The organism is Lysinibacillus halotolerans, from assembly GCF_003711845.1.
Taxonomy (GTDB): Bacteria; Bacillota; Bacilli; order Bacillales_A; family Planococcaceae; genus Ureibacillus; species Ureibacillus halotolerans.
In genome coordinates, this window is record NZ_RHLQ01000007.1 from 1 (window position 1) to 15514 (window position 15514).

Below are 15514 nucleotides of genomic sequence, written 5' to 3' on the forward strand. Positions count from 1 at the left end.
TCCAAACAAACGTAAATTTATTCGCATTTGCTTCAATTTTTGTACCATCGATAAAAATCGCTTCTTGATCAATAAGCTTTTCTTCAATCAATTGGCAACGGAATTGAACGAAACATTGACGGATTAAATCTTTCACTTCTGGTTGAATACGGAATCGGTTGATTGTACGGTAGCTTGGTTCATATCCTTGGGCTAGCCACATCATTCGGATACTGTCTTTTAATAGGGCTTCAATTTTCCGTCCTGAGAAGATAGATTGTGTATAGGCACATAAGATAATTTTAAGCATCATACGTGGATGATAGGCAGGACACCCCTCATTTCGTAGAAATGGTTCGAACGCTTCATGAGGGATACTTTCAACTAGATGATGGATATGGAAAGCAATATCATTATTTTGTAATTTTACTTCTAAATCTAAAGGCAAAACGAGTTGATTCATGTTATAATCTTTAAACATAAGGATCCTTCTTTCTGTATAATTTTGTAGTGGTGACTTAATTTTATCAGAAGTGGTCCTTATTTTTTATTTAAAATAATCAAAGCCGGTGAAATTTTACTTATCGTAAAATTTCACCGGCTTTTCATTTCAGAGGTGGGTTTTGTCCCAGCCTCTTTATTTATGAATCTATTGATTGGTATCGGTAGAACCACTGTTGACTCCAGCTGCAGGTTTATCTGTACCAGAACCTGTTTCTTTATCAGGATTTTTTCCGGTATCCGTATTGGAATCTTTATCGTTTGTTTTGCCATCCGTATCTTTATCAGTTCCTGCGTTAGCATCATTATTTTGATTATCTTTGTTAGCATCTTTGTCTGCATCTTTATTTTCTTCTTTAGTCGGTTCTTTAGGTTCGACTTCTTTTGTAGCTATCGTATTAGATTGGGAAGACTCTTTACCTGTTATATCGACAGCTACTACCATGTAAGAGCGATCTTTTGCCACTGTGAATTTCAGACTTTGACCGTCTTTTAATGTAGCAACTAATGAACGTTTGCCATCAGTAATTTCATACACTCTGTAACCGACGACATCATTCGAAGACGATTTTGACCAAGTCATTGTTGCCCCTTTTAATGATGCTTTGACACCATTAGGTGCCTTGTCATCGGCATTAAATTTAGCTGAAGAAACGACTTTACTATTTTCACTCTTTGGCCATAGTTTAGAAGGATCTCCTCCTAATCTACCGAGCATTTTATCTGCAAAATCAGGGTTTATACCGGCCCCTCCTTTAATAACAAATTCACTAGGAGTAGATTCTAGAGCGCGATATGCTTTTCCATTAATCATAACCGATGATGCCGAAATTAAACTATCATCAGTACGACTTGGAACAAAGGCATTTCGATTAAATAAATCGGATCGAACAAGACCAGCTTGAGAACACGCCTTCGATGGAGCATCCCCGGAAATTCCACAGAAGGAAGCGGAAATTACATTTTTCGGTCGTGCAAATTGTTTATCCGTATCCACTAATTCAGGGTTTGCATCGTATTGGGAATTCATCAATTTCGCCCAAAGTAAGTTTACTCGTTCACTTGGCTGTCCGTACGTATTATTAAAACGACTAAGGGTTTTCGGTTTGTCATAACCCATCCAAACACCTAATGTTACATTCGGATTATAACCGACTAACCATACGTCTTTATACTCTTGTGTCGTACCTGTTTTAGCAGCAAAATCAGCAGAGAATTTTAAATTACGTCTTGCTTTTGTCGCTGTACCATATTCTAAAGTATCTCTTAACATATCGGTAACGATATAAGATGTCTCAGGCGAGAATACAGGAACAGGTTCTGCTTTGTGCTCGTAAACGACATTACCATCTAAATCTTCAATTCGCTCAATCATATAGGCATCAATGAATTGACCTCCATTAGCAAAGGTAGCAAAGGCATTTGTATTTTCTTCTACTGTTGGTCCTGTATGCATTGCACCGATAGCTAGCGATAAGTTATCACCTTCACCTTCTCTCAAAGTAGAGAAGTCCATTTTTTCTAAATAGGATGTAGGTTGTCTATCTCTAATTGAATCATATAAACGTATAGCAGCTAAGTTTTGTGATTTTGCTAAAGCTTCTCGGGCAGGAATAATACCCATTTCTTGCGTTGCAGAATAGTTGGAAGGTGACCAGCCTCTATAAGAAAACTTCACGTCTACTACAGGACTTCCTGCACCAATTACTCCATATTCAACGGCAGGTGCATAAACTAATAATGGTTTCATCGTCGAACCGTTTTGGCGTTGTGCTTGTGTTGCGTGGTTCAATTGTTCAAGTTTGAAATCCCGACCACCGACAAAACTTAAAATTCTTCCTGTGCCATTTTCAATCATCATTCCACCAAGTTGAACAGGTTCTTCTACCACTTCTTCTTTGCCTGTTTCTTCATTTACCTTTGTGGAAGTATACGTATAACCGTAGCTTTTGAAGTTTTTAGCAGCTTCCTGCATCGCGTCATACATTTCTTTATTGATAGTAGAGTAAATTTTATAACCACCAGAACGTAAATCCCGATCGGCTAAAATCATATATTTTTCCTTTAAGTTTTCTTCTTCCTCTAAACGTTGTGGATCAATGCCATCTTTTTCTGCAAGCTTTTCAGCTAAAATTTTCTTTGCTCGATCTTCCAGTTCATAAGTAAGGTATGGATATTTATCAATTGCTTCTGGTTCCGGTTTACGGAAATCTTTTGTAATATCGTAATTCACCGCTTGTTCATATGCAGTTTGATCTATGTAGCCAGCTGTAAGCATTCGATTTAAAACAGTTTTCATTCGGTCAATTCCCGGTTTTAAACCTTCAGCATCCTTTAGTTCACCTGTATTGGTGAAAGGTGTATGGGCAAAGGGTGCTTGTGGAATTCCAGCAATATAGGCAGCTTGTGGTAATGTTAAATCAGCTGCGGAGACACCGAAAATACCTTGGGCAGCAGTTTCGACACCGGCAATGTTAACTCCTGAAGCATTACGACCGTAAGGAATAATATTTAAATAAGCTTCTAATATTTCTTCCTTCGACATAAATTTTTCCAATCTTAACGCAAGTAAAATTTCTCTAGCTTTTCGTTCGTAGGAAACTTCATTCGTTAAAATTTGGTTTTTAATTAATTGTTGTGTTAAAGTGGACCCTCCTGTTTGGGTAGAGGAGTTCGTAAAGTCTTGGAATACTCCACGAAGGACGGCTTTAGGGACAATTCCATCGTGCTCCCGGAAATATTCATCTTCTGTCGCAAGTACTGCATTAATCAAAGTAGGAGATACTTTATTAATAGAAGTTTCTCTTCGTTCGATATCAGTACGAATTTTCCCTATGTAAACTTCATTTGCAAAATACATTTCACTCGTTTCTTCATAGCTATAAATCTGTTCCCTCATTTCTTCTTTAGAAAGGAGTGGATCGTCTTTTACGAGGGATGCAAAATAGCCAAGTCCTATACCGCCAACGAATACGATCGCAGTAGTTAGGAAGATTAAAAATATGAGAGCTAAGTTCCATATCACACTACCAGTAATTCTTAATCGACTCATTTTTTTGGATGAAGCCAAGGTATCTATTTTTTCATTGATATGTTTCAATTTATTTTTTAAATGACTTAACCATTCTTTCACTTTCTCGACCCCCTTAAAATCCTGTTTATTATAGCATATTTCCCACATGTGTTAATATATTTATTGACAATCAATTTAGGAAGAGTACAATATACTATAATAGTTTTTCAAGTGTAGATGAGTCTGAAGTAATGTTTACATTCCCTGTTATAGAGAGCTAGCGGCTGGTGAAAGCTAGACATAATGTAAAACATGAATTACGTTCTTGGAGCTTGAACGACCCCGTTGCGTTAAAACGATAATGAGAGGAAGAAAATCTTATTGATAGATTTCTTCAAGCTGGGTGGTACCGCGTTTTTGTAATGAACGTCCCTGCATGTAATTTATGTTACATGTGGGGACTTTTTATTTTGTTTATCAATTATTTTATAAAATCAAATATGTAAATGGAGGAAAAAACATGACAAACCCTTTAATTGAAGATTTACAATGGCGTGGCTTGTTATATCAACAAACGGACGCAGAAGGTATGGAAAAATTATTAAATGAAGAAAAGGTTTCTTTGTATGTTGGTGTAGACCCAACTGCAGATTCCATGCATATTGGACATATCGTTCCATTATTAACGTTACGTAGATTCCAACAAGCGGGACACCGACCGATTTTACTTGTTGGTGGAGCTACAGGAATGATAGGGGATCCATCAGGACGTTCAACAGAGCGAAATTTATTAACAGAAGAGCAAATTGCGAAAAATGTTGCTGGCTTAAAAGCTCAAATGGAGCGAATTTTTGATTTTAGTAAATCAGAAAATGGGGCAAAGCTTGTAAATAACTATGACTGGATTGGGAAATTAAGTGTCATTGACTTCCTACGTGATTATGGGAAATTAGTGAATGTTAATTATTTACTTGCAAAAGATACTATTGCGTCTCGACTTGAAACTGGAATTTCCTTTACAGAATTTTCGTATACCCTCATTCAAGGAATCGATTTTAATTACTTGTATGATAACTATGATGTACGCATTCAAGTAGGTGGTTCTGACCAATGGGGGAACATTACTACAGGTCTTGAAGTAATCCGTAAAACCCATGAAGAAGAAACGAAAGCATTTGGGATTACGATTCCATTAGTGACAAAAGCAGATGGAACGAAATTTGGTAAAACAGCGGGTGGTGCTGTATGGTTAGATCCAGAAAAAACATCTCCTTATGAGTTTTACCAATTTTGGGTAAATGCTGCCGATGCAGATGTAGTAAAATATTTAAAAATCTTTACATTCCTATCCCGTGAAGAAATTGAAGCTTTAGAAGTTTCAGTACAAGAAGAGCCTCATTTACGTAAAGCACAAAAAACATTAGCTGCAGAAATGACAAAGCTGATTCATGGGGAAGAGGGATTAGACCAAGCAGAACGTATTACGGCTGCTTTATTCTCAGGAGACTTAAAAAGTTTATCGGTAGATGAAATGAAAGTTGCCTTTGCAGGAGTTCCTTCCGTGGAACTTTCAAAAGAGGATAAAAATATTGTTGATTTACTTGTGGAAGCAAGTATTTCTTCTTCAAAACGTCAAGCACGTGAAGACGTAACAAATGGTGCCATTTTAGTAAATGGTGAAAAGGTAACAGACCTACACTATGTGGTAGATGCAAAAGATCGTTTAGAAGATGTCTTTGCCATCATTCGTCGTGGGAAGAAAAAATATCATATGGTGAAATTTAATTAATAAAAAAGGCGATCCAAATTTTGTTTGGATTGCCTTTTTTCATCTTACAAAGTGTTATCTGCCTTGTAACATATTTACTGATTATTTAAGAAAGTGTGGGGAAATAACCCGTTTTTCTTCCTATTTAACTAGAGATTTCCGAAAAGAAAGGTTTACTTCTTATTATTTTGTGAGGCGATGAATACTAAATTCAAGATCCTTCTGTAAATGATCAATCATTAATTGTTCTGCTAGATGGGCATCATGGGTAGCGATAGCGTTATAGATTGCGGCATGTTCTTCGATTAAATGTGGTCTCTTTTGTTGAACAACAGTTTTTCGAAGTAAATAAATGATGGATTGCATTCGATCGATAATTTTTACGATCTCTGGGTTGTGGGTTTCCTCTACAATAATTTGATGGAATAAGAAATTGGCTTCCATTACTTCTTCCATTGTCCCTTTTTGCCCAATTTCAACACATTCTTTTAGTCTTCCTAGCGCATCTTTTGAAATATAATCAGCGCAATAACGAGCGGCGAAACTTTCTAATAAAATACGTACTTGGAAAATATTGCGAATATCGATCGGTGTTGGACTAAAAATTCGTTTATTTTTTATCAGCCCTTCTTGTTCAAGTTTTGCAATGGCTGAACGAATTGGTGTTCTGCTTATACTAAGTTCCTCGGCAAGTTTTTCCTCTGTCAGTTTTGTATTCGGCTCAATTTTACCTGTTAATATTTGATCGCGTAAATATTCATATGCGTAAGTATAAGAATGTACATCTTTTTTCTTCAAAACAATCGACTCCTGATGTTAAATAATAATCCTAATTATTTCCTATTGTTATTATAGGTTTTTCTATTACTTTTATAAAGATTATTTTATTTTGTGTACATTTAATATAAAAATGTGTACAAAATACAAAATAATGTGTACAATTCTATATGAAAGTATGAAAGCGCTTTTTTTAAGTGAAACTAAAATATTTTAGAAATATAAATAAGGGAATTTTTCCCTTACATAGATGAAGGAGAGAATGAAGTTGGCTAAAAAGGTTGGATTTGTAGGATTAGGAATTATGGGTAAACCGATGTCCCTTAATTTGTTGAAAGCTAGTTTTGATGTAATGGTATTTGATATTAATCAAGACGCAGTAAATGTTCTTGTAGAAGCAGGAGCAACAGCAGGTTCAGTTGCGGAGATGGGTGAAACTTGTGATTGTATTATTACAATGTTGCCAGCTGCCCCCCATGTGAAATCAACCATTCTTGGTGAAAATGGTATTTTAAAAAATGCTAACAAAGGTTTAGTTATTATAGATATGAGTTCTATTTCTCCAGTAGATTCAGTGGAAATAGCAAACGAAGCATCAAAATATGGAGTGCATATGATTGATGCCCCTGTAAGTGGTGGTGAGCCGAAAGCAATTGACGGTACATTATCTATTATGGCCGGTGGGAAAGAAGATGTCTTTGAATCAATTAAAGATGTTTTACAAGCAGTAGGGAAAGATATTGTTTTAGTTGGAGACAACGGTAGTGGTGTTACAGCAAAGCTTGCTAATCAAATTATCGTTAACTTAAATATCGCTGCTATGTCTGAAGCGTTAGTATTAGCAGCGAAGGCAGGAATTGATATAGACAAAATGTACCAAGCAATCCGTGGTGGTTTAGCAGGTAGTGCTGTATTAGACGCAAAAGTACCATTAATTTTAGACCGAAACTTTAAACCTGGCGGCACAATTGCTATTAATATGAAAGATTTAACGAACGTAATGGATACTGCTCATAATATGGACGTTCCACTTCCGTTATCTAGTCATTTACTTGAAATATTCCACGCTTTAAAAGCTGATGGGAAACTAATGGATGACCATGGCGGCATCGTTCAATACTATGAAAAATTGGCCAATGTTGAAGTAAAGAGAGTGGAAAAGTAATGGCAAATTTAAATACAAAAGAAACATTATCTAATCTTCTACCTCTTCCAAAGGCGGAATTGGTGAATGAATTATTAGAAAAAGAATTAGCACAATTAAATAAAAAAATTATCGTACTTGACGATGATCCAACAGGTATACAAACTGTTCATCATATTTCCGTTTATACCGACTGGACAAAAGAAAGTATTGAGGCAGGTTTTGCAGAAGAAAATCCGATGTTCTTTATTTTAACGAATTCTCGCGGTTTTACTGCAGATGAAACTAGAAAAGCTCATAAAGAAATTGCAACGATAGTAGAGCAAACGGCGAAAAAATTCGATAAAGAATTTATACTTATTAGTCGTGGTGACTCAACGTTACGCGGCCATTATCCACTAGAAACAGAAGTGTTAAAAGAAACAATTGAAGATTTATCAACTACTCGTTTTGATGGGGAAGTGATCATTCCATTTTTCCAAGAAGGAGGACGCTTTACAATTAACAATGTCCATTATGTACAATATGATGATGTGCTTGTACCAGCAGGTGAAACAGAGTTTGCAAAAGATCGTACTTTTGGCTATACGTCATCGAATCTTGCAGAATGGGCAGAAGAGAAATCAAATGGGAAGTATAAAACAAGCGATGCAACTTATCTCTCTTTAGAAGATATTCGTTCCCTTCAAATTGATCGTTTAGTAGATCAGTTAATGGAAGTAGAGAACTTCAATAAAGTTGTCGTAAATGCTGTTGATTATATGGACGTTAAGGTGTTTGTTATTGCATTAATAAGAGCAATGCGCGCAGGCAAAATGTTTATGTTTAGAAGTGCTGCCGCTTTAACGAAGATTATTGGTGGAGTGAGTGATAGACCTTTACTTACACGACAGGAGTTAGTAAAGGATGATTCTACAAATGGTGGACTTATTATGGTCGGCTCCCATGTAAAGAAAACGACTGAACAATTGGAAGAACTAAAAAAATGTGATTTTATCCACTTTATTGAATTTGATGTTCACCTTGTGTTAAATGATGCTGCCTTTAAAGCAGAAGTAGATCGCATTGTCCAATTAACAAATGAATTGATTGCAAAAGGTCAAACGGTGTCTGTTTATACAAGAAGAGAACGTTTAGACCTTGGGGAAAATAAAAAAGAAGAAGAGCTTATACTTTCTGTGAAAATTTCCAATGCAGTAACAAGTATTGTGCAACGTCTAGAAGTTCGTCCAAGCTATATTATTGCAAAGGGTGGTATTACATCGAGCGATATTGGCACAAACGGACTTGGTGTAAAACATGCAACGGTTGCTGGACAAGTGAAACCGGGTATCCCTGTTTGGTATACAGGCGATGATTCAAAATTCCCTGGATTACCATATGTCATCTTCCCAGGTAATGTTGGGTCTAAAACAACATTGAAAGAAGTAGCAGAACTACTTCAACGAAAATAGGGAGGATGAATTGGGATGCTAGTGAATACGAAAGAAATTCTTCTGAAAGCAAAGGAAGAACAATATGCAGTTGCTGCGTTCAATGTGTTTAATTTAGAAACTGTTCAAGCAGCGATTCGCGTAGCAGAGCAACAACAACACCCTGTTATTATTGCTCTTGGTGAACGTTATTTTGGAACAGTGGACGTGGAAGGGTTTGCTAGTCTTGTTAGGGAGTTAGCAATGAAGGCTTCCATTCCAGTAGCCCTTCATCTTGATCATGCCTATGAAAAAGAATCGATTGTACGAGCTATTCGTGCCGGTTTCACCTCTGTCATGTATGACGGTTCAAAATATGAAATTGAAGAAAATACGCGTCGAACAAAGGAAATCGTTGAGATTGCCCATATGGCTGGTGTAAGTGTGGAAGCTGAAATCGGTTCAGTTGCATTAGGTGCCTTTTCAGATGAAGAAGAGGGTGCGGGTACATTAACAGATCCGATAGAAGCAAAAAAATTCGTTGAAGAAACGGGTGTTGATTTTTTAGCAGCAGCTATTGGTACAGTTCATGGTATGTATAAAGGTGAACCAAACATTCGTTTAGATTTATTAGATGAAATACGTAATTTAGTAGATATACCTCTTGTGTTACATGGGGCATCAGGTACACCTGATGAAATTCTACGAGAAGCTGTCGTTCGTGGTATTTGTAAAGTTAACGTCAATACGGAAGTTTCCCTTGCTGCTACCCGTCATCTTGCTGAAAGTTTTGCACAAGAAGAGCGTAAAAATGCCCATTTATCCACAATCATGGCGGATATGCAACAAGCAATGGAAAGTGTAATGACGAAGTTTGTCCGACTTTTCATGAATAAATAAAATGGTGGAATGCCGTGGAAACACGGCATTCTAATAAAAAGGAAAGAGGTATATCATCAATGCCAATAGTTTCGATCGTAATAGGAGTTGTGCTTCTATTAATACTTATGATGGGATTAAAGCTAAACGCTTTCATTTCTCTGATAATTGCGTCTTTAGTTGTCGGTATTTTTGAAGGAATGTCACCAGCAGAAGCGATGACATCTGTACAAAATGGTTTAGGTTCTTCCCTTGGAAGTTTAACAATGGTTATCATTTTTGGGGCAGTATTAGGGAAATTAATGACTGACTCAGGTGGTGCCCAACGTATTGCAACATCTATGTTAAATGCCTTTGGACAAAAACGTGTTCAATTAGCAGCTGTTGTGACAGCATCTGTTGTTGGTATTGCTTTATTCTTCGAAACAGGTGTCGTTGTTTTAGTACCATTAGTATTTACAATTGCTGTTGCAGCAGGTGTGCCAATCCTTTATATTGGTATCCCCGTTACAACTGCCTTAATTACAATGCACGGCTTTGTACCTCCGCATCCGGGACCGACGGCCATTGCGGAAGTGTTTGAAGCCAGTATTGGTCAAACGGTAATTTGGGGTGTCATTATTGCCATTCCAGCGATTATTATTGCCGGACCGTTATTTACAAAGTTGTTTAAAAAAGAAGATTTAGAAGTGGAAATACCAAAAGGGTTATTCAATCCGAAGAAGTTTGAAGAGCATGAAATGCCTGGATTTACAGCGAGTCTTCTAACGGCTATTTTACCGGTTCTTTTAATCGCGATTAAATCAATCATTGAACTAGCAGCACCGAATTCAGCAATTCGTCCCTTTACAGATTTCGTTGGTACAGCAAGTACAGCATTATTAATTTCTGTTATTGTGGCGATGTTTACATTTGGGATTAGTCGTGGTAAATCAATGAAAGAAATTATGAATTCTTTCGCTGAAGCTGTAGCAGGGATTGCATTAATTTTATTAATCATCGCTGGTGGTGGAGCATTTAAACAAGTGTTAATCGACAGCGGTATTGATCAATATATTGCGTCATTAATGGAAGGTTCTTCATTATCTCCAATCTTATTAGTTTGGGTCATTGGAGCCGTTTTACGTGTAGCTTTAGGTTCAGCAACCGTGGCAGGGATGACAGCTGCTGGTATTGCAGCACCTCTTGTAGCAACGACAGGTGTTAGCCCAGAACTGATGACTTTAGCAGCCGGAGCAGGTAGTGTTGGTTTCTCCCATGTAAACGATGCAGGTTTCTGGATTTACAAAGAATACTTCAATTTATCAATAGGTAAAACTTTTAAAACATGGACAGTGTTAACTTCTATAGTTTCAATCATTGGATTGATTGGCGTATTAATTTTAGATATGTTCTTATAGACGAAAACACGGTGATTTACGTTTAAACTTAAATCACCGTGTTTTTTATTAGTCTATTAAAAGTAATAAAGAGTCTGATAGATTTAAGCATAATCTTAATTTAACTTTTCAAACCAATTGATACAAGAATTTTAGTTCTTGAGTAGTCATATTAAAATTTTAAAATTTTCACTCATGAAGTTTGTTACAACATTTGTTACTTTATTTGTGTAACAAGCAATTTTTTATAATAAGATTTCCATTAATATTAAATTCAATTAAAAAACCCCGAAAACAAAGGATTAACCAATGTTCGAGGTTTAGAAAAATTGCTTCTAATTTGAGCAAAAAGATTAACGAGAGTAGAACTCAACGATTAATTGTTCTTGAATTTCAGCTGATAATTCAGAACGTTCTGGAAGACGTACAAATGTACCTTCTTTTTTGTCTGCATCAAATGATAAGTAATCTGGTACGAAGTTATTTACTTCGATTGCTTCATTTACAACAGCAAGGTTTTGAGATTTTTCACGAAGAGAAATCACTTGACCTGGTTTAACGCTGTAAGAAGGGATGTCAACGCGTTTACCGTCAACTAAAATGTGACCGTGGTTAACTAATTGACGAGCTCCACGACGAGTGCGAGCTAAACCTAAACGGTAAACAAGGTTGTCAAGGCGAGTTTCAAGAAGGATCATGAAGTTTTCACCGTGTAGACCTTGTAATTTACTTGCTTTGTTGAATAGAGTTTTGAATTGACGTTCAGTCATACCGTACATATGACGAAGTTTTTGTTTTTCTTGTAATTGTAAACCGTATTCAGATAATTTTTTACGTTGGTTTGGACCGTGTTGACCTGGTGCATAAGGGCGTTTTTCTAATTCTTTACCTGTGCCGCTTAATGAAATACCAAGGCGACGAGACACTTTCCAAGATGGACCTGTATAACGAGACATAGTTTGTCTCCTCCTTTAAATTTGGTTTTTTGCACTGATTGAAACTTAGTTTCCAATCAGTATTTGTAAAACAAAAACCAGTTGTACCCGACACTTGCAGCATTTTATTTTCATGTATCTTCGCCCTTGCAGCCGAAAGGGTTACACAATACACCTTCTAATTTGATTCTTGTTCGAAATTAGAGGAATAAAATACATGCACAGCTTATACAACTGCTGCATTCATTTTACACGAGGATTATTGTATATTTTTTTAAGCCTCGAGTCAAGGAATAACTTTATAAGTATACCATAAATACCGAGGGTAATTTTTAGTAAAATGATATTTGTTAAATTTTTGAAATTGCTATACTATAGTATTATAAAAAATAGATAATAAATCCTAAATTGATGGATAAATATAGTTAATTTTACATAAAAAGTGTATACTTTCTTCATCAAATATATTTGTAATTTATTTCTATTGATATAGAAAAGGTGATGTTATGTTCGAATATTCGAAGAGATTAACTTATATGAAATCGGAGTTATTAGACTTATGCACCAGTTCTGTCAATTCACAAAATCGTTTCCATGAATTTGCTTTACTATTACAAAATTACTTAGAGCAACATTTCCATATTCATCATTGTTGTTTCCTGTTTTATGATGGGGAAGCAGCACTAAAACCTTTTTACGTTCATTCATCTGTACAAGTAGACTATCAACAAATGAAAAAGATTTATTTTAATTCCTTTCTTTCACAACAAAAGGTAGTCGATATAACAGATGTAGAACAAGGTTTTCCGTTTAACCATATGGTTTTCATAAAAGAGAGTCACTTCGATAAATATGGTGTTGTATTTATTCAATCTTCCCCTGAATGGCTCACTTTTTTACAATCTGATTTTTTTGAAGATTTCATCAATTGCGTTTCGAAAGTCTTTTATTTAATTAATGAACAGATGGAAATTCGGCAAAATGAAAATCAATATCGAAAATTGTATAACATGACCGATTTGTTCCATTCGACAATGGATATCGATTTTATTTTGGAAAATATGCTCATTACAATTCAAGAGAATTTTCCAAATCTTGATGTAGAGTTGATCTTATCTAATGATCAAGATCGACAAACGAAACTACAAATAAAACCATTTGATTATTTATCAGAACGACCTACTACAATACAAGCTTTTGTTTCAGGAGAGATCACGATAGAACAAGCCTTTGATTTAAACCGTTGCTTATTAAATGCTCCTATTAACGGTAGACAAGCAATTTATGGAATTTTACAAGTAAGTGCACCGATTTCTTATGTTTTTTCCAATGCCCAAAAGGACTTTATTCGATTACTTGCCCATACATCAGGAAATGCATTGGAAAATGCTAAACTTTATCGACAATCACACCGTTTAATTCGGGACCTTCAATTAATCAATGAAACCTCTCATCATTTGAATAAGCTGTTAACTTTAAACGAAATGTTTCTATTTTTGCAGAAGCAGGTGATGCAACATTTTCAACCGATGGAACTTTGTTTTGTGTTGAAGGAAGGAAATGAATATAAAATTACTGAAGCTACAACGGATTTTTTCAAAACGGAGGAAAGTACCGTATATATCCAACATGTTGTAAAACATTTTGAAAGTAGCCAAGATTCATTGTTTATCGCGGATTTTAGTCGAATTGTTGGCAAGGAAATTTTATTTAAATCTATTATGGTCATTCCAATGATTGTTGAGCAACGGATAAATGGATTTTGTATAGTGTTGCATCATGAACCGTATTTCTTCTCCTTTGATAGTTTTAAATTATTGCAATCGTTAATTCACCATTCATCATTGGCCATTGCGAATTTAGTTTTACGTAATCAATTACAAGAAATGGTGAACCAAGATTATTTAACGAAGCTATATGCACGTAGATATTTAGACCGTTTTATTGAAAGATCTTTAGAAAACGACCGTTCCGGAATGTTTTTATTAATTGATATAGATAATTTTAAACTAATTAATGATACTTACGGTCACCAAGTCGGAGATGACATATTAGTTCAAATTGGTAACCAGTTAAATAAAATCATTGGAACAAGTGGAATTTGTGCAAGATGGGGTGGGGAAGAGTTAGCTATTTACATTCCGAATATTTCAGAGGATGAGGCAGAGAACATAGCAACTGAACTTTTACGAACGATTCCGCAAGCAACGAACCCAACGGTTACGATTTCTGCTGGTTTAGTATTTTGGAATCATGAACAACGACCGGATTTTCATTCAATCTTTTTACAGGCAGACACAGCACTATACAATGCAAAGGAAAATGGGAAAAATCAAGTTTGTGTTTTTAATGGATCGTTTCCTTCGCATCAATAAAAAACTTACTACAGCCCATGGGACGTAGTAAGTTTTTATTCGATATTATAAAAATTTCATTAATGTTTGAACAAATAGTTCAAGGCCTTCTTTGTCTTCTGAAGTAAAGCGTCCTTTTAACGGACTATCGATATCTAAAACGCCAATCACTTCATCATTTTTAATAAGAGGAATGACGATTTCAGAATTAGAAGCAGCATCACAAGCAATGTGACCAGGAAATGCGTGAACATCATCAATTAACATCGTTTCACGTTTCGAAACAGCTGTACCACATACACCACGACCTACTGCAATTCGTACACATGCTGGTAATCCTTGAAATGGTCCTAGTACAAGTTCACCATCCTTCATTAAATAAAACCCAACCCAATTGATCCGATCTAAAAATTGATTTAGTAAAGCAGAGGCATTGCTTAAATTCGCAATAACATCCTTTTCTCCTTCTAATAACGCATTTAATTGTTTTGATAATGTTGTGTATTGTTGTAAAACCGGACCTTCATAATTAATTTTAGTAAACATACTATTAACCTCCATCATACGTTTTTATAAATCGTTTCATAATGTTGATGCAAATCTTTCACACTATGGGCATCCGATCCGAAAACTAGGGGCAAGGATATAGAACGGGCAAAGTCAATGTATGGCATTGGAGGGTATGGTTCTTTACAGAAGGTTTTACTTAGTCCAGCACTATTGACATCCAGTTCATAACCGAGTTCTTTCATTTTCGTTAACATATCGGTAATGCGAGAATGATCGTTAATTTTCTCACCATGGGCAAGTTGGAATTTATGAATTAAAGTTGGGTGTCCAATTCTCCGAGGTTTAAATCGCCCAAGGTTTGCCTCTAAAGATTTTAAAACTGTATCATAGTATAAGTGATAAAGGGAATCGATTCCACCAACTTGTTTTGCAAAGTCTAAATAAACTTCATCTGAAAAATCAATGCAGGCATATGTATCGTTATGTTTTAAAAAGTGTACCGACAAAATGGCATCATCTAGAAATGGACCGACAATGTCGAGAAAAGCTCTCGTTTCCGTTTCGTAGCCGATAATATAATCAATCTCTAAACCTACATTTATTTTAATCTGTTGTTTATATTGTTCTTTTAATTGTTGAACCGTTTCGATATAAGCTGTTAAGTCCTTTGGATCCATTCCACTGTCCTTATCAGGTGTTGGATCAACGAAATTTGTTGGCAATGGTGCGTGTTCTGTAAAAGTGATTTCGGTAAATCCATGTTCAATTGCTTTTTCAATATAATGCTCGAATGGATCTTTCGTACCATGAGGACAGAAAGGGGAATGGATATGGCCATCTTTTTTCATTTTTGCAACCTCCAT

The 15514-nt window shown here is 35.7% G+C and carries 12 protein-coding genes and 1 other annotated feature; of the genes, 6 read left to right on the forward strand and 6 right to left on the reverse strand.

The genetic code is table 11. From position 1 onward, the window contains the following. Together EC501_RS04360 and EC501_RS04365 are read right to left on the reverse strand one after the other, a co-directional pair. Positions 1-460: transposase (locus EC501_RS04360; protein WP_148037795.1), on the reverse strand; the 460-nt coding region annotated here is incomplete at its 3' end. A gap of 168 nt (positions 461-628) precedes the next feature. Further along, positions 629-3532: a transglycosylase domain-containing protein gene (locus tag EC501_RS04365; RefSeq protein ID WP_241559273.1), complete on the reverse strand. Its 2904-nt coding sequence runs from the start codon at positions 3530-3532 to the stop codon at positions 629-631. A 186-nt stretch (positions 3533-3718) separates the two neighbouring features. Then, positions 3719-3930, forward strand: a binding site (T-box leader). Positions 3931-4013: 83 nt separating this feature from the next. Between EC501_RS04365 and tyrS the strand changes: the two genes are divergently transcribed. Next, positions 4014-5282 carry a tyrosine--tRNA ligase gene (gene tyrS / locus EC501_RS04370; protein ID WP_122971080.1) on the forward strand — a complete coding sequence of 423 codons (1269 nt, stop codon included), beginning with the start codon at positions 4014-4016 and terminating at the stop codon, positions 5280-5282. A 162-nt stretch (positions 5283-5444) separates the two neighbouring features. On the opposite strand, the gene EC501_RS04375 is transcribed toward tyrS, so the two are convergent. Then, a complete protein-coding gene (locus EC501_RS04375) occupies positions 5445-6059 on the reverse strand; it encodes a GntR family transcriptional regulator (protein ID WP_122971081.1) in 615 nt (204 codons plus the stop codon). Between the two features lie 247 nt (positions 6060-6306). Here EC501_RS04375 and garR point away from each other — a divergent pair, with 247 nt between their 5' ends. Genes garR through EC501_RS04395 form a run of 4 tightly spaced genes read left to right on the forward strand, consistent with a single transcriptional unit; the run spans position 6307 to position 10873 of the window. Next, positions 6307-7203: a 2-hydroxy-3-oxopropionate reductase gene (garR, locus tag EC501_RS04380; RefSeq protein WP_122971082.1), complete on the forward strand. Its 897-nt coding sequence runs from the start codon at positions 6307-6309 to the stop codon at positions 7201-7203. After that, complete coding sequence (locus tag EC501_RS04385) at positions 7203-8636, forward strand: four-carbon acid sugar kinase family protein (protein WP_122971083.1); 1434 nt, start codon at positions 7203-7205, stop codon at positions 8634-8636. The genes garR and EC501_RS04385 overlap by 1 nt, the downstream gene beginning before the upstream one ends. Before the next feature lie 15 nt (positions 8637-8651). Continuing rightward, positions 8652-9494, forward strand: a complete 843-nt coding sequence (locus EC501_RS04390; RefSeq protein ID WP_122971084.1) for a class II fructose-bisphosphate aldolase — start codon at positions 8652-8654, stop codon at positions 9492-9494. Between the two features lie 59 nt (positions 9495-9553). Then, entirely contained in the window at positions 9554-10873 is a 1320-nt protein-coding gene (locus tag EC501_RS04395) for a gluconate:H+ symporter (protein WP_122971085.1), read from the forward strand. A 332-nt stretch (positions 10874-11205) separates the two neighbouring features. Here EC501_RS04395 and rpsD read toward each other — a convergent pair whose 3' ends face one another. After that, positions 11206-11808: a 30S ribosomal protein S4 gene (rpsD, locus tag EC501_RS04400; protein ID WP_122971086.1), complete on the reverse strand. Its 603-nt coding sequence runs from the start codon at positions 11806-11808 to the stop codon at positions 11206-11208. 515 nt (positions 11809-12323) lie between these two features. Between rpsD and EC501_RS04405 the strand changes: the two genes are divergently transcribed. Next, a complete protein-coding gene (locus tag EC501_RS04405; RefSeq protein ID WP_241559272.1) occupies positions 12324-14162 on the forward strand; it encodes a sensor domain-containing diguanylate cyclase in 1839 nt (612 codons plus the stop codon). Positions 14163-14207: 45 nt separating this feature from the next. Here EC501_RS04405 and EC501_RS04410 read toward each other — a convergent pair whose 3' ends face one another. Together EC501_RS04410 and hisJ are read right to left on the reverse strand one after the other, a co-directional pair. Beyond that, positions 14208-14687, reverse strand: a complete 480-nt coding sequence (locus tag EC501_RS04410; RefSeq protein WP_122971088.1) for a GAF domain-containing protein — start codon at positions 14685-14687, stop codon at positions 14208-14210. Positions 14688-14701: 14 nt separating this feature from the next. Continuing rightward, a complete protein-coding gene (gene hisJ / locus EC501_RS04415) occupies positions 14702-15499 on the reverse strand; it encodes a histidinol-phosphatase HisJ (protein WP_122971089.1) in 798 nt (265 codons plus the stop codon). Positions 15500-15514 lie beyond the last annotated feature (15 nt).